This window comes from Mycobacterium pseudoshottsii JCM 15466, from assembly GCF_003584745.1.
GTDB lineage: Bacteria > Actinomycetota > Actinomycetes > Mycobacteriales > Mycobacteriaceae > Mycobacterium > Mycobacterium marinum.
Map to the genome: position 1 here is coordinate 4,245,154 of NZ_AP018410.1, position 18,739 is coordinate 4,263,892.

Sequence of the window (18,739 nt, forward strand, 5' to 3'; positions counted from 1 at the left end):
CGACATTCGAAATCTGTTGCGATGCTGCTCCTTTAGGCGCTGACCGACACGGTGTCCGTATCCACACTAGAGCCTCGGCGGCGCCGCCATCAGGCGCCGGAGGGGATCTGGGGCCGGACCGGCTGGGCGTCCACCTTCCCGGGTCGGCGCCGGGAGCGCGGCGATGCCGGCAGCAATCGCCATGACGATAGCCGGGTTGATCGAAATAGATTGCGATCGTTGATCTTTGGTCGGCAGCCCGGCCACCGGTAACCATCCGGGGCGGCTCGTGGAGGTGCAGCGCCGGAGGTCGGCAACCCAGCCAGTGCCGAGTAAGACCGGCGCGGCAAATGGACTCGAGGGCTACCTCACCCAGCATCGACGCGAGACCAGCCACCGGAAGCCAGGGGCCATCCGAAGTGAATCCGTCAACGATCAGCCGACTCTGAACTCACGCGTCAGCACCAATTGGATGCCGCAGATCACCAGGGCTCCGGCGTTGTTGATTAGCAGGCTTGTGAGCTGGGTTGATGATCTTTGGTGCCGCGCTATTGGGGCCGGAGTGTAGGCACGGGCTATCTGGAGAACGATCGAGTTGGTTACTGTTCGTCGTTGGTCTGGAGTTGCCCGTGCCTACCGTTTCAGTATTGCCTGTGTCGCCGGTTCCAGAGGTGTTCGACCGCTGGAGTCCTGGTGAGCGCAGCGAGCTCATCGGATCGGAGTTTCTCGATGTGTTGGCCTCGGTGCCAGACCCGAGGGACCCACGCGGTCGGAGGTATTCGCTGATGGCTTTGTTGGCGATCGCGGTTCTGGCCACTGCCGCGGGGATGCGCGGCTATGCTGGTTTTGCCACATGGGCGGCCACCGCTCCCGATGATGTGTTGGCCCAATTAGGGGTCCGGTTCCGGCGGCCCAGTGAGAAGACCTTCCGCGCTGTTTTGTCTCGGCTAGACCCCGCCGACCTCAACGCCAGGATGGGCAGTTACTTCACTGCACACGTGGCCAGCAGCGACCCCAGTGGATTGGTGCCGATCGCGTTGGACGGCAAGATGCTGCGTGGTGCTTTACGCGCCAAAGCGACAGCCACGCATCTCGTGTCGGTGTTCGCCCACCGTGCCCGATTGGTGCTCGGTCAACTCGCTGTCGCCGAGAAAAGCAATGAAATTCCCTGCGTACGTGCCCTGCTCACGCTGCTGCCGGGTAGCTTGCGGTGGCTGGTCACCGTGGATGCGATGCATACCCAGGTCGTCACCGCGAAGTTGATCTGCGCCACCTTGAAGTCGCACTACCTGATGATCGTCAAGTCCAACCAAGCCAAAATACTTGCGCGTATCACCGCGCTGCCCTGGGCCGAGGTGCCCACAGCCGCTACCGACGACTCCCGCGGCCACGGCCGTGTCGAGACCCGCACCCTGCAAATCATCACCGCTGCACGAGGAATCGGCTTCCCCTACGCAAAACAAATCATCCGGATCACTCGTGAACGCTTGATCACCGCCACCGACCAGCGCAGCGTGGAGGTGGTCTATGCCATCTGCAGCCTGCCGTTCGAGCACGCCCGCCCTACCGCGATCATGACCTGGATGCGTCAACACTGGGGAATCGAGAACAGCCTGCACTGGATACGCGACGTCACCTTCGACGAAGACCGTCAAAGGGCACATACCGGAAACGGCGCACAGGTCCTAGCAACGCTACGCAACACCGCGATCAATCTGCACCGCCTCAACGGCGCCGACAACATCGCCGAAGCCTGCCGGATCACCGCTTTGACCGCCAACCGCCGCCTAGACCTCCTCAATCCACAATTCCCCAGCTCACAAGCCTGCTAATCAACAACGCCGGAGCCCTGCACAGATCACCCGGCCAACCCAAGCCGACTTCGCCGATCGGCCGCGTCGGTAAGTGGCAATTATAGACATTCCCGAAGCCGGCGTTTCGGTGCTAGTTTTTGACCGGTACCTATCGGACAAGATTTTCGTTGGGAAGGTCGTGCACTTATGTATGCTGGGTCGCCGCGGCCCATCCGCAAGCTTTAACCAATGCTCGGAATCGGGCTGCATTCGTTCAACATTCCTGACGGAGTCAAAATGATGCTCAAGCTCAGTCGCCTTGGCGCTGCGATATTGGGTGGTGTCGCGGCGTTGATGTTTTCTACCGCGGTCGCCACCGCTGATCCGCCCGACCCACACCAGCCGGACATGACCAAGGGCTACTGCCCTGGCGGTCGATGGAGTTGGGGCGAATTGGCCGTGTGTGACGGCGAGAAATACCCGGACGGGTCGTTCTGGCACCAGTGGATGAGGACCTACATGACCGGCCCGCAGTTCTACTACGACTGCGTCGGTGGCGACGAACCACTCCCCGGCCCGCCGCCCCCCGGTGGCTGCGACGGAGCTATTCCACCCGCGGATGCTCCGCCGCCCGCGGATGCTCCCCCACCCGCAAACTGATCGCGACGACCAGCCAGTTCACCTTGCTTTCTGCAAGGTGAACTGGTTGACGTCGATGTAGCCCTCCTGGAACAGCTTGGAGCAGCCGGTGAGGTACCTCAGATAGCGCTCATAGACCTCGTCGGACTGAATCTTGATGGCCTCGTCCTTACGAACTTCCAAGGCCTCAGCCCACAGGTCGAGGGTTTTCGCATAATGCAGCTGCAACGAGTGGCGCCGAGTCAGGGTGAAACCGGGCTTGACCGACTGCTCCTCCACCATCTCGATGGTGGGCGGATGGCCGCCGGGGAAGATCTCGGTTTGGATGAACTTGAGGAAGCGGGCCAGCCACAGGGTGAGCGGCAGACCGTTCTCGACCATCTGCGACATCGTCAGCCCCGTGATCGTGTGCAGCAGCATCACCCCGTCGCTGGGCAGGATGTTGTGGGCCAGGGTGAAGAAGTCGTCGTAACGGTCGTGACCGAAGTGCTCGAACGCGCCGATCGAGACGATGCGGTCGACGGGCTCATCGAACTGCTCCCAGCCCTCCAGCAGCACCCGCCGGGTGCGTGCGGTGTCCAGCTGGTCGAACGATTTCTGCACGTGGGCGGCCTGGTTCTTGGACAGGGTCAGGCCGACGACGTTGACGTCGTATTTCTCGATCGCGCGGCGCATGGTGGCGCCCCAGCCGCAGCCGATATCGAGCAGTGTCATGCCGGGCTCCAAGCCCAGCTTGCCCAGCGCCAGGTCGATCTTGGCGATCTGCGCCTCTTCCAGCGTCATGTCATCGCGCTCGAAGTAGGCGCAGCTGTAGGTCAGGGTGGGATCCAGAAACAGCCGGAAGAAATCGTCGGATAGGTCGTAATGCGCCTGTACGTCATCGAAACGCGGCGCTAGATGTTTGGCCATGAAACAGGAGTCCTTTCGGCCCGAAGACTGCCATTGCGTGCTGATGCGAAGCGCGACAATGCGCTCCTCAAGCCATGCTGGACACGAGCAATCCGCGACGGCGCGATACCACTACATGGCTTTGTCAGGAACCCACGTTACGGGCTCGTGAATCGGCAAGCCAAAAGCCCAGGCCATGGGGCTGGGCGGGTGTCGCAACGATGTTGGCGTGCGGTTTCGCGCCGGTACTAGGCTCCGGCTGCCGCCAGTGCGATCAACAGGGCACCGGAGGACAGAAGTGAGAAGAAAATCACCGGCCGCCGCCCGGGTGGATTGGCCCTACAGGTCCAACAGCGCGGTCTCCGGCGCCTCGATCAGACCGCGCAATTCACAGATGAACCGGGCGACTTGGGCGCCATCGGCGACGCGGTGGTCGAACACGCAGGTCAATGACATCGTCGGCCGCACAACAACCTCGTCACCGCGGACCACCGGCCGCGGCTTGATTGACCCCATGCCCAGGATGGCGGCTTCGGGATGGTTGATCACCGGCACTCCGTCATCGACGCCCAGCGCCCCGTAGTTCGACACGGTGAACGTCGATCCGCGCAGCTGCCCGGGTGCAAGGGTGCCTTCGCGCGCACCGGTGATCAGCTCTGCCGCGCGGCAAACCAATTCACGCGTGGTCATGCGATGGGCATCGGCGATCACCGGCACCAACAGTCCGCGCTCGGTAGCTACACCGAAACCCAAGTGCACTCCCGGGTGCAGATGAACCTGCGGTCCTCCTGGCGAATCGACCCATGTCGAGTTGAGTAGCTCGTTGTTCTTCAGAGCGATAACCAACATTCGCAGCGCCAACGCGAACGGCGTCGCCGGCGGCACCGCCGCCCGGAACTGTTCGCTGAGCCTGAGCAGTTCGGTGCAGTCAACCTCGACGCTAGCTTTCGAAGCCGGGATTTCTTGGCGGGACAGGCTCATTTTCTCCGCCATGTGTGCCTGCACACCACGGACTTCCCGAACCCGCGCTGACGCTCCGGCGCCCTTCGCGGCGGCCAGTACATCGGCCCGGGTGATCACCGTGCTACCCCGCTGCAGCGAAGCGAGGTCAACCATGAGTTCCTTGGCCAGCTTGCGCACCGGCGGGGCCGCGCGCGGCCGGCCTGGGCGCCTGCTGGTGTCGATGGCCGCGTCGGCGCCGTAGCCCACCAGCGTCGGGACCGCGATCTCACCGTTGGTCGGGGCCGACAACTCCGGTGCCGTGTCGATGCGCACAAGTGCTGCGCCCACTTTGATGACATCGCCTTCGGCGCCACCGAGTTCAACGATGCGACCGGCGTAGGAGCTCGGGATCTCGACTTCGGCCTTGGCGGTCTCCACCGAACACAACACCTGATTGAGTTCGACATCATCACCAACCGCGACGGCCCAGCACGTCACGGTGACTTCCTCGAGGCCCTCACCAAGGTCGGGCACCTGGAAGCACTTCAGCCGGTCGCCGGTGCTCATGGCTGCCCCAGCACCCGTTCGACACAATCCAGCAGCCGGTCGGGCCCGGGCAGCCACAGCCGCTCCAATCGTGCCGGCGGATACGGAGTGTCAAATCCGCAGGCGCGCAATACCGGAGCCTCCAGTTCGTAGAACAACTCCTCCTGTATCCGGGCGGCCAGCCCGGCGCCGTAGCCCAGGCTGCGCGGCCCCTCGTGCAGCACCACACACCGTCCGGTCCGGCGGATCGAGGCGGCGATGGTTTCGAAGTCCAAGGGGATCAGCGACCTGAGGTCGATGACTTCTAGACTCCAACCCTGTTGGTGTGCAGCGTCTTCAGCGGCCGACAGCGCGGTCGAGACCAGGTTTCCGCAGGTGATGACGGTCACGTCGGCCCCGGCCCGGCGAATCATCGCTTGACCGATCGCAGGTTCCGGCCGGCTGGTGTCGACGGGTCCGCGAACCTGGTACCGGCGCTTGGGCTCCAGATACATGACGGGATCTGGGCAGGCGATGGCGTGGCGCAACAGCCAGTAGGCATCGCCGGGGGTTGAGGGAACCACCACCTTCAAGCCCGCCGTGTGCGCCCAGTAGGACTCGGTGGAGTCCGAATGATGTTCCGCGGCGCCGATGCCGCCGAACGACGGGATCCGAACGGTTACCGCCATATTGACCTCGCCGCGGGTGCGGGTCCGGTACTTGGCCAGGTGACTGAACACTTGATCGAATGCCGGGTAGGAAAAGCCGTCGAACTGGATCTCGGGCACCGGCACGAAGCCGCGCAGCGCCAGCCCCACCGCGATGCCGATCAAAGCCGACTCGGCTAACGGGGTGTCAAAGCATCTGTGCTCACCAAAGGTTTCGGCCAATCCCTCAGTCACCCGGAAGACGCCGCCCGCAATCCCAACATCCTCGCCGAAGACCAGCACGCGATCGTCAGCCGCCATCGCGTCATGCAAGGCCTGGTTGAGCGCTTGCACCATGGTCAATGACTGCATGGTGCCCACCACCGGCGCGGCCGGAGCCGGGCCGGGACGGGCTGGCGGATCGGCGATCTGTGTCATGAACGGCTCCTCAGTCGATCCGGTCCAGTTCGGCCCGCAGCTGTTGGCGTTGAGTTTGCAGCCCGGGGGTGATCTCGGCGAATACGGTGGTGAACACGTCGTCGACGTCGAAGTCGGACGCGCCGAATACCGCTTCACGCAGTTCGGCGCGCAGCCGACCGGACCGTGCGGCAACGCGTTCTTCCAGACGCTGCGACCACAGCCCCTGGCCCTGCAAGTAGGAGCGGTAACGCGAGATCGGATCCAGCGCCAGCCAGTGATCCACCTCCTCCTGGCTTCGATATCGGCCCGGATCATCGGCCGTCGTGTGAGCGCCGACTCGGTAGGTCACCGCCTCGATCAGGGTTGGCCCGTCGCCGCGTCTGGCCCGGGCAGCGGCCTCGGCCGTCACGGCATAGCAGGCCAACACGTCATTGCCGTCCACTCGAATGCCTGGCATCCCATATCCAATTGCCTTGTGCGCAATCGAGGGTGCGGCCGTCTGCTTGGACACCGGAACTGAGATCGCCCACTGGTTGTTCTGCACGTAGAACACGCACCCGGCATCGAACACGGCCGCGAAGTTCAGCGCCTCGTGTACGTCTCCCTCACTGGTGGCGCCGTCGCCCAAAAACGCGACCGTCACCGAGTCCTCGGCCAAGCGCTGTGCGGCCATTGCCGCGCCGACGGCGTGTAGGGCCTGGGTACCTATCGGAACCGAGATCGGGGCACAGCATTTCTTGGTGAACTCCAGCCCGCCATGCCAGGTTCCGCGCCACGCCGCTCCGACGTGCCCCGGCGGAATGCCGCGCACCAGATAGGCGCCCAATTCGTGATATTGCGGGAACAACCAGTCCGTCTTGCGCAGACACGCTGTCGCGCCGACCTGCGCGGCCTCTTGACCACGGCAGGACGCGAACAGCGCCAATTCCCCCTGCCGCTTCAGATTGATGAACTCGGCGTCGAGCTCCCGGGTGACCACCATCATCTCGTAGAGCCAGCACAGCGTCTCTTCGGGAAGATCACGGCTGTAGCGGTGTTCGTCGGTGGGCTCGCCATCGGCGTTGACCAGCTGAACCGGCTCCAGGCCGACAGTCATCGGGATCCGAGGTCGATCTGCCATGCCGCCTCCTCAGCTCGAAGCCAAGGTCACGCCGTCAGACGATGCCGTCCTGCCGATCGTCGATCACCGACCAACCGCGTTGCATCCTTTGCCAGCGTCAGCGGCGCGGCACCCACAGCAAAACCCGAGCGGGAACCGCCGCGAGCCCAGAGCACATCGCCAGAGCCCCGATAGGCTCTGCTCGCCGCGACACCGACGCGCCATCCATTATGCCCTCGAACACGAAGACGCCGCGGCGATTGCGAGATCCGCGCAGCCGTGTCGCCCCAGCGGCGATCGCCGAGTATCACTGGGCGGGCCGCCGCACCGTCGAACGCGATTGGGGTGAAATCAGCAACCGTCACGCGGGGACGGATTCCCCGGCCCGCCGCAGCAGCATTTCCGCGTGCCTGAGCACCGGGGAGTCGACCATCTGCCCTTCGAACGCGAACACGCCCCGCTCGGTGCGTGCTACGACGAGCACGCGCCGCGCCCAGGCCAGCTTCTCTTCGTCGGGGCGATACGCCTTGCGCACCACCTCGACCTGGCTGGGGTGGATGCACACCGTAACGTCGAAACCCAACGTTGCCGCATCGATCGCCTCGGCGTGCAGACCGTCGACATCGCCGATGTCCAGATGCACCGCGTCCAGCGCCAGCCGGCCAAACGCTGACGCCGCGAGCAGAATCGTCGAGCGCACGTGACGCGCCACATCGCGATAGGTGCCATCGCCGCGCCGGCTGGAGCTGCCGCCCAGGGTTGCGATCAGATCCTCGGCGCCCCACATCATGCCAACGGTGTTGTCGGCGGCCGCGATCTCCGCGGCGAAAAGCGCACCGCGCGCGGTCTCCACCAGCGCAATGACGTCGCGGGGCGCAAGTAGCGCCAACTGTGCGACCGACTCCGCCTTGGGCAGCATCACCGTCGTATAGGCAGTACCCGCCAAGGCCGCCAAGTCGCGGGCTTGTTCATCGGTATCGCCCGCGTTGATGCGCACGATGGTTCGCTCCGGATCCAGCGGGGTGTCCAGCAGCGCCTGGCGCGCGGCAGGTTTCTGCGCTTCGGCCACACCGTCCTCGAGGTCGAGGATCACCACGTCGGCGGCGGCTGCTGCCTTCGCGAAGCGTTCCGGGCGGTCCGCCGGGCAGAACAACCAGGCCGGACCAGCGGTACGCAGCTTCATTTCGCCTCCTCACTGGGCCTCTTCTGCACGAGCGTGGTCCGCACCGCCCGAGCAACGACATCGCCGTGCTGGTTGCGGCCGGCGTGTTCGAGGGTGACGATGCCTTCTCCGGGACGGCTTTTCGACTCACGCTTGCCGGCACAGACCGTCTCGGCGTACAGGGTGTCGCCATGAAAGACCGGCTTGGGGAAAGACACCTCAGAGAAGCCGAGATTGGCCACAATGGTGCCCAGCGTCAGCTGGGCGACCGACAACCCCACCAGCGTTGACAGAGTGAACATCGAGTTCACCAGCCGCTCACCCCGGAAACCCGGCTGCTCGGCGGCCCAGGCCGCGTCCAGATGCAGCGACTGGGTGTTCATCGTCAGCGTGGTGAACAAGACGTTGTCCGCCTCGGTGACCGTACGGCCGGGCCGGTGCAGATATGTCGTACCGATCTCGAACTCTTCAAACCACAAGCCGCGCTGCACCACCGACTTGCCGGCGGGCTCCCGTTCGCTCACGACAGGCCCAGTGAACGGGCGATGAGCATCAACTGCACCTCGGTGGTGCCCTCGCCGATCTCAAGGATCTTGCTGTCGCGATAGTGACGGGCCACCGGGTACTCGTTCATGAAGCCGTAGCCGCCGTGGACCTGGGTCGCGTCGCGGGCATTGTCCATCGCAGCCTCCGAGGAGATCATCTTGGCGATCGCCGCCTCCTTCTTGAAGGGCTTGCCCGCCAACATCTTTGCGGCAGCCTCGTAGTACGCGGTGCGGGCCACGTGTGCCCGTGCTTCCATGCGCGCGATCTTGAAGCTGATCGCCTGATAGGAACCGATCGGCTGACCGAAGGACTGACGCTCCTTGGCATACTTGACGCTTTCGTCGACACAGCCCTGAGCGACACCTGTCGCCAACGCGGCGATCGCGATTCGGCCCTCGTCGAGGATGGATAGGAAATTCGCGTAGCCCTTGCCACGGATTCCAAGCAGATTCTCTTCCGGCACGCGCGCGTCATCGAAGCTCAGCGGGTGGGTGTCCGACGCGTTCCAGCCGACCTTGTTGTAGACCGGTTCCACGATGAGTCCCGGCGTGCCGCTGGGCACGATGATCGTCGAGATCTCCTTCTTGCCATCGGCGATGCTCCCCGTGACGGCGGTGATGGTGACCAATGAGGTGATGTCGGTGCCTGAGTTGGTGATGAACTGCTTACTGCCGTTGACGACCCATTCGCCGCCGTCGAGGCGTGCGGTGGTGCGGGTGCTGCCGGCGTCCGAGCCCGCGCCAGGTTCGGTGAGCCCGAAACCGGCCAGCGCACGCCCGGCCAGCAGATCCGGCAACCACTTGCTCTTCTGTTCCTCGTTGCCGAACCGGTAGATCGGCATGGCGCCCAGACCCACACCCGCTTCCAGGGTGATCGCCACCGACTGGTCAACCTTGCCGAGCTCCTCGAGCGCCAGGGCTAGCGCGAAGTAGTCCCCGCCCATTCCCCCGTATTCTTCGGGGAACGGCAGGCCGAACAACCCCATCTCGCCCATCTTGGCCACGACTTCGTAGGGAAAGCTATGTTCCTCATCGTGTTTGGCCGATACCGGCGCAACCACCGACCGCGCGAAGTCGGCCACCGTGTCGCGCAGATCCTGATATTCCTTGGGTAATGTTCCTGCGGAGATCGCTGTCGTCATGATCTTTCAATCCTTGCTCTCGGCTGAATCCTTGCTCTGGGCTTGTTCGGTGTCGGGGATCAACCGAGCCAACACCTGCTCGACCTTGACCTGATCGCCGACGGCCACAAGCACCTCCACTCGGCCTGAAATCGGCGCGACCAGTGGGTGTTCCATCTTCATTGCCTCGATGATCACCACCACGTCGCCCTCGGACACCGCGGTGCCGGACTCGGCCTGCACCGCGATCACATTGCCGGGCATCGGGCTGACGACTTCGGCGGGGCGCTCCCCCGCCGCACGGTGGATCTTGTGCTCCTCGGCCTCGCGAATGTGCCAGGTCCCGCGTACGTCGGCGATCCACAGGTGCCGCTCCGCCTCCGCCCATCAGTAGTCGCGACGCAGGCCATCCACCGTCACGCTCATCACACCGGGCGCGAGCTGCACACTCGCTAAAAGCATCTCGCCATCGCCGACCTGGACGTGGGCCCCCTCCGGCAGACCGAACACCGATACCGTCTCGGTCCGCAACGGGGTCTGCATCGCGGTGCGCACCGGTGCCGTTACCCCACCGACACGCCACCCACTGGGCGCGGCCCACAGACTGCCGGCGGCGCGGCGCGATAGCGCTTGTTGGACATACAGGCCGGCAGCGGCGAACACATCATCGGGTGCCGCCAACGGCACGAAATCGGCCAGGCGTTCGTCCAGCAACGCGGTGTCGAGGTCTCCCGCCCGCACCCGCTCGTCAGCCAGCAGAAAACGCAGGAACTCAACATTGGTCTGCACACCCAGGATCGCGGTGTGGGCCAGCGCCCGGTCGAGCCGCTCCAACGCCTGCTCACGGTTGGCTCCGTGCGCTATCACCTTGGAGAGCATCGGGTCGTAGTCGCTGCCCACCACGGTGTCGGCCAGCAGCGACGAGTCCACCCGGATACCTGTGCCGCTCGGTTCGGCCACCTACAGCACCCGGCCACCGGTGGGCAGGAATCCCCGTGCGGGGTCCTCCGCGTACACCCGTGCCTCGATCGCGTGCCCATTTAGGTCGATGTCGTCTTGGGCAAACCCGAGCTTTTCACCGGCGGCCACCCGCAGCTGCCACTCGACCAGGTCTAGCCCGGTCACCGCCTCGGTGACCGGATGTTCCACCTGCAGTCGGGTGTTCATCTCCATGAAGAAGAACTCATCCGGGCGATCGCCCGACACGATGAATTCCACGGTGCCGGCTCCGACGTAGTCGACGCTGCGGGCGGTGTTACACGCCGCGGCTCCGATCCGCGCCCGGGTTGGGGCGTCCAGCAGTGGCGACGGCGCCTCCTCGATGACTTTCTGGTGGCGCCGTTGCAGGCTGCACTCGCGCTCGCCGAGGTGCACCACGTTGCCGTGCGTGTCGGCAAGCACCTGCACCTCGATGTGCCTGGGACGCAACACGAACCGCTCCAGAAACAGGGTGTCGTCACCGAACGCGGATGCCGCTTCCCGCCGCGCGCTGACCAGCGCCTCACGCAGCCGCGCCGGCTCCTCCACCATGCGCATGCCCTTGCCACCGCCACCGGCCGAGGGCTTGACCAGCACCGGGTATCCGACCTCGTCGGCTGCGGCGATCAGGTCATCGTCGGCCAGTCCGGGTCGCGCGATGCCCGGCACCACCGGAACGTCGAAGGCGCTGACCGCGTTCTTGGCGGCGATCTTGTCGCCCATCACCTCGATCGCGCCCGCGGGTGGCCCCAGGAAGACCACCCCGGCGCGATCACAAGCCGCGGCGAATTCGGCGTTCTCGGAAAGAAACCCGTAGCCCGGGTGGATCGCCTGGGCCCCGGTGCGTACCGCCGCATCGATCACCTTGCCGATGTCGAGGTAACTCTCCCGCGCCGCGGCGGGACCCAGCCGCACCGCGGTGTCGGCCTCGATCACGTGCCGGGCCCGGGCGTCGGCGTCGCTGTACACGGCAACCGAGCGGATCCCCAGCCGCCGCAAGGTGCGGATCACTCGCACCGCGATCTCGCCGCGGTTGGCCACTAAGACGGTGTCAAACATGAGTCACATCCGGAAGACGCCGTAGGAGACCGATTCCACGGGTGCGTGAGCACACACCGACAGAGCAAGTCCGACAACGGTTCTCGTGTCGGCCGGGTCGATGATGCCGTCATCCCACAGGCGTGCGGTCGAATAATAAGGATTGCCCTGGTTCTCGTACTGTTCCCGGATGGGCGCCTTGAACTGATCTTCCTCGTCGGACGACCAAGGCTTGCCGGACGCGGAAAGTTGCTCGCCACGCACGGTGGCCAGCACCGAGGCGGCCTGCTCACCGCCCATCACCGAAATCCGCGCGTTCGGCCACATCCACATGAAGCGCGGCGAGTACGCCCGCCCACACATCGAATAGTTACCCGCCCCATAGGATCCGCCGATCACCACGGTCAGCTTCGGCACCCGGGCGCAGGCCACGGCGGTGACCATCTTTGCGCCGTGTTTGGCGATGCCCCCCGCTTCATAGTCACGGCCGACCATGAAGCCCGCGATATTCTGCAGGAACAGCAGGGGGGGGGTCTTGCGTTTGTCGCACAGCTCGATGAAGTGCGCTCCCTTGACCGCAGATTCGCTGAACAGGACGCCATTGTTGGCAATGATGCCGACCGGATGTCCGTGGATGCGCGCGAACCCCGTCACCAGCGACTTGCCGTAATTGGCTTTGAACTCGCTGAATTCGCCGCCGTCGATCAGCCGCACGATGACGTCGTGCACGTCGTAGGGCACCCGCGGATCCGGGGGCACGACGTCATAGAGCTCGGTCTGAGCGTGCTTGGGTTCAACGGATGGGCCGATCTCCCATTGCGCGGGTTCCAGTGGGCCGAAGGTGGCCGCGATCGCACGCACGATCCGCAGCGCGTCTTCGTCATCGTCATCGTCATCGTCATCGTCGGCCAGATGATCGGTGACACCGGATACCCGCGAGTGCAGGTCGCCGCCGCCGAGTTCCTCGGCCGTGACGATCTCGCCGGTGGCCGCCTTGACCAGAGGTGGGCCGCCCAGAAAGATCGTGCCCTGCTCGCGGACAATGACGGCTTCGTCGCTCATCGCCGGCACGTAGGCGCCGCCGGCCGTGCACGAACCAAGTACCGCGGCCACTTGCGGAATCCCCTTGGCGCTCATGGTCGCCTGGTTGTATAAGATCCGTCCGAAGTGTTCGCGGTCCGGGAAGACCTCATCCTGGTGGGGCAGGAATGCCCCGCCGGAGTCGACCAGGTAGATGCACGGCAGCAGGTTCTGCAGTGCGACTTCCTGAGCACGCAGGTGCTTTTTCACCGTCATCGGGTAGTAGGTGCCGCCCTTGACCGTCGCGTCGTTGGCGACGATGACGCACTCCCGCCCGGAGACCCGGCCGATCCCGGTAATGATCCCCGCGCCCGGAGATTCGTCGCCGTACATGCCGTTCGCCGCCAGCGCGGCCAACTCCAGAAAAGGGCTGCCCGGGTCCAGCAAGCGGTACACCCGCTCGCGCGGCAACAGCTTGCCGCGACCGACATGGCGTTCGCGGGCACGTTCATTGCCCCCCAGGGCCGCAGCCGCAAGCTTGGTGTTCAATTCGGCGACCAGCCGGCGATGCTCGTCGGCAAATGATGGCGCGGCGATGGTTGTCACCGGGCGACCAGATCATCGAGGACAAGGGGCGGTTGGGTTTTCGCGACGACTTCCTCCGCCGAGACATCCGGTGCGGTCTCGATCAGGTGCAGGCCGTCGTGGCAAACGTCGATGACCGCGAGTTCGGTCACGATCCGGTTGACGCAACCCACCCCGGTCCGCGGCAACGTACATCTCTCCAGGATCTTCGGGCTGCCGTCCTTGGCGGCGTGCTCCATCATCACGATCACCTTGCGCGCGCCGTGCACCAAGTCCATCGCGCCGCCCATTCCTTTGACCATCTTGCCCGGGATCATCCAGTTGGCCAGATCGCCACTGACCGAAACCTGCATGGCCCCAAGCACCGCGACGTCCAAGTGGCCGCCCCGGATGATTCCGAACGAGGTGGACGAGCCGAAGAACGCCGCACCGGGCAGCGTGGTCACCGTCTCTTTGCCCGCATTGATCAGATCGGCGTCGAGTTCCTCGCGAATGGGATAGGGGCCGACACCCAGGATTCCGTTCTCCGAGTGCAGGACAACGGTGACGCCCTCGGGAATGTGGTTGGGGATTAGCGTGGGCATTCCGATACCGAGGTTGATGTACTGCCCGTCCTCGAATTCGGTGGCCACCCGTGCGGCCATGCCGTCTCTGCTCCAGCTCATCTGGCGCCGCTCCTCCTCATCGCTTCGCTCTGCATCGTCGCCAGCGGGTTCACGGCCGCACCGTCTCTTTCTCGATCCGCTTGATGGGATTGGGCACATGCACCACCCGCTGCACGAACACGCCCGGGGTGTGGACTGTGGCCGGGTCGATCTCGCCGGGCTCGACAAGATGCTCGACCTCAGCAATCGTGATCCGGCCCGCCGGAGCGCACTCGGGGTTGAAGTTCGCCGCAGAGTAGCGATACAGAAGATTGCCGTGCCGGTCCCCCTTCCACGCATGAACCAGCGCGAAGTCGGTGCGGATCCCGCGCTCGAGAACGTAAGTAGCGCCATCGAATTCACGAGTCTCCTTGGGAGGCGACACCACCGCGACCGCGCCCGAGGCGTCGTAGCGCCAGGGCAGGCCGCCGTCGGCTATCTGGGTACCAACACCGGCCGGTGTGTAGAAACCTGGGATGCCCATACCACCGGCGCGCAACCGCTCCGCCAACGTGCCCTGCGGGGTCAGTTCCACCTCGAGTTCGCCGGAAAGGAACTGACGCGCGAACTCCTTGTTCTCCCCCACATAGGAGGAAACGGTTCGGCGAATTCTCTTGTGCTGCAATAACACGCCCAGCCCGACGCCGTCGACACCGCAATTGTTCGACACCGTCTCGAGGTCAGTGACACCACTATCTACCAGCGCCGCGATCAACGCTTCCGGAATGCCGCACAGGCCGAATCCCCCGACCGCCAGCGACGCCCCATCGGTTATGTCTGCCACCGCCTCCGCGACGGTGGCCACTACCTTGTCCATCGCCGCAGAGTCTCCTCGCTATCGGCTCGGGCTGAGATTTTTTCAGTTAATCTTGATTAACCGAAGCTTGACAATACCACTGCCCCGCCCAGCACGTAAAGAGAGCGCGTACCCGCACGCTCAGTGCTGCCCACGGAGGTACTCGATCGCCTGTTGGCGCATTTCAACTTTGCGAACCTTGCCGGTCACAGTCATCGGGAACTCGTCGACGAGCCGCAAATATCGCGGGATCTTGAATTTGGCGATTTGGCCGGCGCAGTATTCGCGCAATAGGCCGGTGGTCAACTCTGGCGCCCCGCCACGCAGGTTAACCACCGCCATCAGCTCCTCGCCCATCCGCTCGTCGGGCACCCCAACAACGTGGGCGTCGACGATATCGGAATGAGAGTGGAGGAATTCCTCGATCTCACGCGGCGAAATGTTCTCCCCGCCTCGCACCACGATGTCCTTGATCCGGCCCGTGATCTGCACGTATCCGCATTCGTCCATCAGCGCCAGATCGCCGGTGTGCATCCAGCCCTCGGGGTCGATCACCTCCGCGGTCCGCTCCGGAGCCTTCCAGTACCCAGGCATCACCGAGTAGCCCCGGGTACAGAACTCACCGGCGGTGCCGCGGGGCACGACCCGACCGGTCGCCGGGTCGACCACCTTGATCTCCAGGTGCGGACCCACCCCAGGGCTCCGGCGTTGTTGATTAGCAGGCTTGTGAGCTGGGGAATTGTGGATTGAGGAGGTCTAGGCGGCGGTTGGCGGTCAAAGCGGTGATCCGGCAGGCTTCGGCGATGTTGTCGGCGCCGTTGAGGCGGTGCAGATTGATCGCGGTGTTGCGTAGCGTTGCTAGGACCTGTGCGCCGTTTCCGGTATGTGCCCTTTGACGGTCTTCGTCGAAGGTGACGTCGCGTATCCAGTGCAGGCTGTTCTCGATTCCCCAGTGTTGACGCATCCAGGTCATGATCGCGGTAGGGCGGGCGTGCTCGAACGGCAGGCTGCAGATGGCATAGACCACCTCCACGCTGCGCTGGTCGGTGGCGGTGATCAAGCGTTCACGAGTGATCCGGATGATTTGTTTTGCGTAGGGGAAGCCGATTCCTCGTGCAGCGGTGATGATTTGCAGGGTGCGGGTCTCGACACGGCCGTGGCCGCGGGAGTCGTCGGTAGCGGCTGCGGGCACCTCGGCCCAGGGCAGCGCGGTGATACGCGCAAATATTTTGGCTTGGTTGGACTTGACGATCATCAGGTAGTGCGACTTCAAGGTGGCGCAGATCAACTTCGCGGTGACGACCTGGGTATGCATCGCATCCACGGTGACCAGCCACCGCAAGCTACCCGGCAGCAGCGTGAGCAGGGCACGTACGCAGGGAATTTCATTGCTTTTCTCGGCGACAGCGAGTTGACCGAGCACCAATCGGGCACGGTGGGCGAACACCGACACGAGATGCGTGGCTGTCGCTTTGGCGCGTAAAGCACCACGCAGCATCTTGCCGTCCAACGCGATCGGCACCAATCCACTGGGGTCGCTGCTGGCCACGTGTGCAGTGAAGTAACTGCCCATCCTGGCGTTGAGGTCGGCGGGGTCTAGCCGAGACAAAACAGCGCGGAAGGTCTTCTCACTGGGCCGCCGGAACCGGACCCCTAATTGGGCCAACACATCATCGGGAGCGGTGGCCGCCCATGTGGCAAAACCAGCATAGCCGCGCATCCCCGCGGCAGTGGCCAGAACCGCGATCGCCAACAAAGCCATCAGCGAATACCTCCGACCGCGTGGGTCCCTCGGGTCTGGCACCGAGGCCAACACATCGAGAAACTCCGATCCGATGAGCTCGCTGCGCTCACCAGGACTCCAGCGGTCGAACACCTCTGGAACCGGCGACACAGGCAATACTGAAACGGTAGGCACGGGCAACTCCAGACCAACGACGAACAGTAACCAACTCGATCGTTCTCCAGATAGCCCGTGCCTACACTCCGGCCCCAATAGCGCGGCACCAAAGATCATCAACCCAGCTCACAAGCCTGCTAATCAACAACGCCGGAGCCCTGGGACCCACCCGCCCCACCGTCGTGACGCGTCGCTGAAGGGAATCGTTGCTGCGAGTCTGGGTCGCCACCGGCGATGTCTCGGTCATGCCGTAACAGATGGAGATCCCGGCCATGTGCATCTGGTCGATCACTTTGCGCATCACCTCGACCGGGCAGGTCGAGCCCGCCATGATGCCGGTACGCAGGCTGCTCAGGTCATAAGTCGCGAAGTCCGCCAGTCCGAGCTCGGCGATGAACATCGTCGGGACGCCGTACAGGCTGGTGCACCGTTCGTCCTGCACGGCCCGCAAAGTCGCGGCCGGGTCGAACCCAGGTGCCGGAATCACCATGCAGGCGCCGTGGCTGGTAGCCGCCAGATTGCCCATCACCATGCCAAAGCAGTGGTAGAACGGCACCGGGATACAGATGCGATCCTCGGCGGTGTATTCGATCAGTTCACCCACCAAATAGCCGTTGTTGAGGATATTTCGATGGCTCAGCGTGACACCTTTGGGAAAGCCCGTTGTGCCAGAGGTGTATTGGATGTTGATGGGATCGTCGGCGCTGAGTGTGGTGGCAATCTCCTGCAGCGCAACCAAATCGGCACCGGATCCGGCCAGCTTCGCCCAGCCATCGCCGTCTAAGAACACGACATCGTGCAGTTCGGGACACCCCGGCGCTACCTCCGCGAGGATCGCCGCGTAGTCCGACCCCTTGAAACCCGAAGCGGCGATCACCATCGCGACGCCGGATTGGCGCAATGCATACTCCAACTCGCGCGCCTGGTAGGCAGGATTGATCGTGACCAGGATGGCTCCGATTTCAGCGGTCGCGTATTGGACCAGCACCCACTCCCAGCGGTTTGGCGCCCAGATCCCGACCCGATCGCCACGGCCGATCCCCGCCCTCACCAAGCCCGTCGCCAATTGGCGCACGTCGGTTAGAAGCTGGGCGTAGCTCCACCGACGGCCCGAACGGACATCGACGAGGGCGTCGCGGCTTTCACACTGGGACGCGGTAGCGGCGAGATTTGCGCCGATGGTCATCTCGAGTAGGGCGGGCGCGATGGGACCACGGTCATAGGAGAGCTGATTTTGGTCTGCGGCAGCGGTGGCTGCCACGGCCCCTCCGTCTATTTGCATCACGCGGAGTTAATATCTACTAACTCGTGTTACGTTAGTGACGATTAACCGAAGTGTCCAGGACGAGTTGGACGGAGGCCGTCATGGCAGCGTCCGCCCCGGATGAGCAGACCGCGACCCCGAATCGTCGCAGCCAGCAAAAGTCCGATCGGCGTTTGCAGCTGTTATCGGCGGCCGAGCGACTGTTCGCCGAGCGCGGCTTTCTGGCCGTACGACTCGAAGACATCGGCGCCGCGGCCGGCATCAGCGGTCCTGCGATCTACCGGCACTTCCCCAACAAAGAGTCACTACTGGTCGAGTTGCTAGTCGGAATCAGCTCCCGGCTTCTCGCCGGTGCCCGTCAGGTGACCACCAACAGCAATGACGCTGCCGCCGCTCTGGACGGTTTGATCGATTTCCATCTCGACTTCGCCTTGGGCGAACCGGACCTCATCCGGATCCAGGACCGCGACCTCGGGCACCTGCCCGCGGCGGCCGAACGCCAGGTGCGCAAAGCCCAGCGGCAGTACGTGGAGATCTGGGTGGGCGTGCTGCGCCAACTGGATCCCGGCCTGGCCGAAGCCGACGCCCGGCTGATGGCGCATGCCGCGTTCGGCTTGCTCAATTCCACGCCACACAGCATGAAATCAGCCGATACCAAGTCGGCGTGTGCACCCCATTCCCGCGCCGTGATGCGGGCGATGACCGTCGCCGCGCTAACGGTCGACGTGGGAGCCTAACGCCGGCCGCGCCGCGC

At 64.3% G+C, this 18,739-nt stretch carries 14 protein-coding genes and 3 pseudogenes; 3 read left to right on the plus strand and 14 right to left on the minus strand.

What is annotated here, in order from left to right; all coding sequences use genetic code 11:
* The first annotated feature begins 608 nt into the window (after positions 1–608).
* Both MPSD_RS19260 and MPSD_RS19265 read left to right on the plus strand, forming a co-directional pair.
* On the plus strand, positions 609–1,811 hold the full coding sequence (locus tag MPSD_RS19260) for an ISAs1-like element IS2404/ISMul1 family transposase (protein WP_420811947.1): 1,203 nt from the start codon (positions 609–611) through the stop codon (positions 1,809–1,811).
* Positions 1,812–2,069: 258 nt separating this feature from the next.
* Entirely contained in the window at positions 2,070–2,432 is a 363-nt protein-coding gene (locus tag MPSD_RS19265) for a hypothetical protein (protein ID WP_119571760.1), read from the plus strand.
* An 18-nt stretch (positions 2,433–2,450) separates the two neighbouring features.
* Here MPSD_RS19265 and mmaA2 read toward each other — a convergent pair whose 3' ends face one another.
* The 14 genes and pseudogenes from mmaA2 to MPSD_RS19340 form a co-directional block, all read right to left on the minus strand.
* Entirely contained in the window at positions 2,451–3,320 is an 870-nt protein-coding gene (gene mmaA2 / locus MPSD_RS19270) for a cyclopropane mycolic acid synthase MmaA2 (RefSeq protein WP_020786689.1), read from the minus strand.
* A 318-nt stretch (positions 3,321–3,638) separates the two neighbouring features.
* Positions 3,639–4,808 (minus strand): dihydrolipoamide acetyltransferase family protein, encoded by a 1,170-nt coding sequence (locus MPSD_RS19275; protein WP_086085790.1) that lies wholly within the window; start codon positions 4,806–4,808, stop codon positions 3,639–3,641.
* The gene (bkdB, locus tag MPSD_RS19280; protein ID WP_086085789.1) at positions 4,805–5,851 is read right to left on the minus strand and encodes a 3-methyl-2-oxobutanoate dehydrogenase subunit beta; all 1,047 of its coding nucleotides are present in this window, start codon (positions 5,849–5,851) and stop codon (positions 4,805–4,807) included. The genes MPSD_RS19275 and bkdB overlap by 4 nt, the downstream gene beginning before the upstream one ends.
* 10 nt (positions 5,852–5,861) lie before the next feature.
* Positions 5,862–6,953, minus strand: a complete 1,092-nt coding sequence (pdhA, locus tag MPSD_RS19285) for a pyruvate dehydrogenase (acetyl-transferring) E1 component subunit alpha (protein ID WP_086085788.1) — start codon at positions 6,951–6,953, stop codon at positions 5,862–5,864.
* 340 nt (positions 6,954–7,293) lie between these two features.
* Complete coding sequence (locus MPSD_RS19290) at positions 7,294–8,115, minus strand: HpcH/HpaI aldolase/citrate lyase family protein (RefSeq protein ID WP_020786685.1); 822 nt, start codon at positions 8,113–8,115, stop codon at positions 7,294–7,296.
* Positions 8,112–8,618 (minus strand): MaoC family dehydratase, encoded by a 507-nt coding sequence (locus tag MPSD_RS19295; protein WP_086085787.1) that lies wholly within the window; start codon positions 8,616–8,618, stop codon positions 8,112–8,114. Before MPSD_RS19295 ends, MPSD_RS19290 begins: the two co-directional genes overlap by 4 nt.
* Positions 8,615–9,781 (minus strand): acyl-CoA dehydrogenase family protein, encoded by a 1,167-nt coding sequence (locus MPSD_RS19300; protein ID WP_020786684.1) that lies wholly within the window; start codon positions 9,779–9,781, stop codon positions 8,615–8,617. The genes MPSD_RS19295 and MPSD_RS19300 overlap by 4 nt, the downstream gene beginning before the upstream one ends.
* Before the next feature lie 6 nt (positions 9,782–9,787).
* Positions 9,788–11,797 (minus strand): annotated as a pseudogene (locus MPSD_RS19305) (acetyl/propionyl/methylcrotonyl-CoA carboxylase subunit alpha).
* Between the two features lie 3 nt (positions 11,798–11,800).
* Positions 11,801–13,402: a carboxyl transferase domain-containing protein gene (locus MPSD_RS19310; RefSeq protein WP_119571742.1), complete on the minus strand. Its 1,602-nt coding sequence runs from the start codon at positions 13,400–13,402 to the stop codon at positions 11,801–11,803.
* A complete protein-coding gene (locus tag MPSD_RS19315; RefSeq protein WP_020786678.1) occupies positions 13,399–14,046 on the minus strand; it encodes a CoA transferase subunit B in 648 nt (215 codons plus the stop codon). The genes MPSD_RS19310 and MPSD_RS19315 overlap by 4 nt, the downstream gene beginning before the upstream one ends.
* Before the next feature lie 49 nt (positions 14,047–14,095).
* On the minus strand, positions 14,096–14,842 hold the full coding sequence (locus tag MPSD_RS19320) for a CoA transferase subunit A (RefSeq protein ID WP_012395451.1): 747 nt from the start codon (positions 14,840–14,842) through the stop codon (positions 14,096–14,098).
* Between the two features lie 120 nt (positions 14,843–14,962).
* A pseudogene (locus tag MPSD_RS19325) lies at positions 14,963–15,514 on the minus strand (AMP-binding enzyme); the annotation flags it as partial.
* A gap of 22 nt (positions 15,515–15,536) precedes the next feature.
* On the minus strand, positions 15,537–16,739 hold the full coding sequence (locus MPSD_RS19330) for an ISAs1-like element IS2404/ISMul1 family transposase (protein ID WP_420811948.1): 1,203 nt from the start codon (positions 16,737–16,739) through the stop codon (positions 15,537–15,539).
* 142 nt (positions 16,740–16,881) lie between these two features.
* Positions 16,882–18,003, minus strand: a pseudogene (locus tag MPSD_RS19340) (AMP-binding protein); the annotation flags it as partial.
* 83 nt (positions 18,004–18,086) lie between these two features.
* Between MPSD_RS19340 and MPSD_RS19345 the strand changes: the two are divergent.
* Positions 18,087–18,722, plus strand: a complete 636-nt coding sequence (locus tag MPSD_RS19345) for an SACE_7040 family transcriptional regulator (protein ID WP_012395453.1) — start codon at positions 18,087–18,089, stop codon at positions 18,720–18,722.
* Positions 18,723–18,739 lie beyond the last annotated feature (17 nt).

Excerpts from the sequence above, each read along its gene's own strand:
- MPSD_RS19265 (WP_119571760.1), top strand. The coding sequence starts at position 2,070 with ATGATGCTCAAGCTCAGTCGCCTTGGCGCTGCGATATTGGGTGGTGTC.
- mmaA2 (WP_020786689.1), bottom strand. The coding sequence starts at position 3,320 with ATGGCCAAACATCTAGCGCCGCGTTTCGATGACGTACAGGCGCATTAC.
- MPSD_RS19275 (WP_086085790.1), bottom strand. The coding sequence starts at position 4,808 with ATGAGCACCGGCGACCGGCTGAAGTGCTTCCAGGTGCCCGACCTTGGT.
- bkdB (WP_086085789.1), bottom strand. The coding sequence starts at position 5,851 with ATGACACAGATCGCCGATCCGCCAGCCCGTCCCGGCCCGGCTCCGGCC.
- pdhA (WP_086085788.1), bottom strand. The coding sequence starts at position 6,953 with ATGGCAGATCGACCTCGGATCCCGATGACTGTCGGCCTGGAGCCGGTT.
- MPSD_RS19290 (WP_020786685.1), bottom strand. The coding sequence starts at position 8,115 with ATGAAGCTGCGTACCGCTGGTCCGGCCTGGTTGTTCTGCCCGGCGGAC.
- MPSD_RS19300 (WP_020786684.1), bottom strand. The coding sequence starts at position 9,781 with ATGACGACAGCGATCTCCGCAGGAACATTACCCAAGGAATATCAGGAT.
- MPSD_RS19315 (WP_020786678.1), bottom strand. The coding sequence starts at position 14,046 with ATGAGCTGGAGCAGAGACGGCATGGCCGCACGGGTGGCCACCGAATTC.
- MPSD_RS19320 (WP_012395451.1), bottom strand. The coding sequence starts at position 14,842 with ATGGACAAGGTAGTGGCCACCGTCGCGGAGGCGGTGGCAGACATAACC.
- MPSD_RS19345 (WP_012395453.1), top strand. The coding sequence starts at position 18,087 with ATGGCAGCGTCCGCCCCGGATGAGCAGACCGCGACCCCGAATCGTCGC.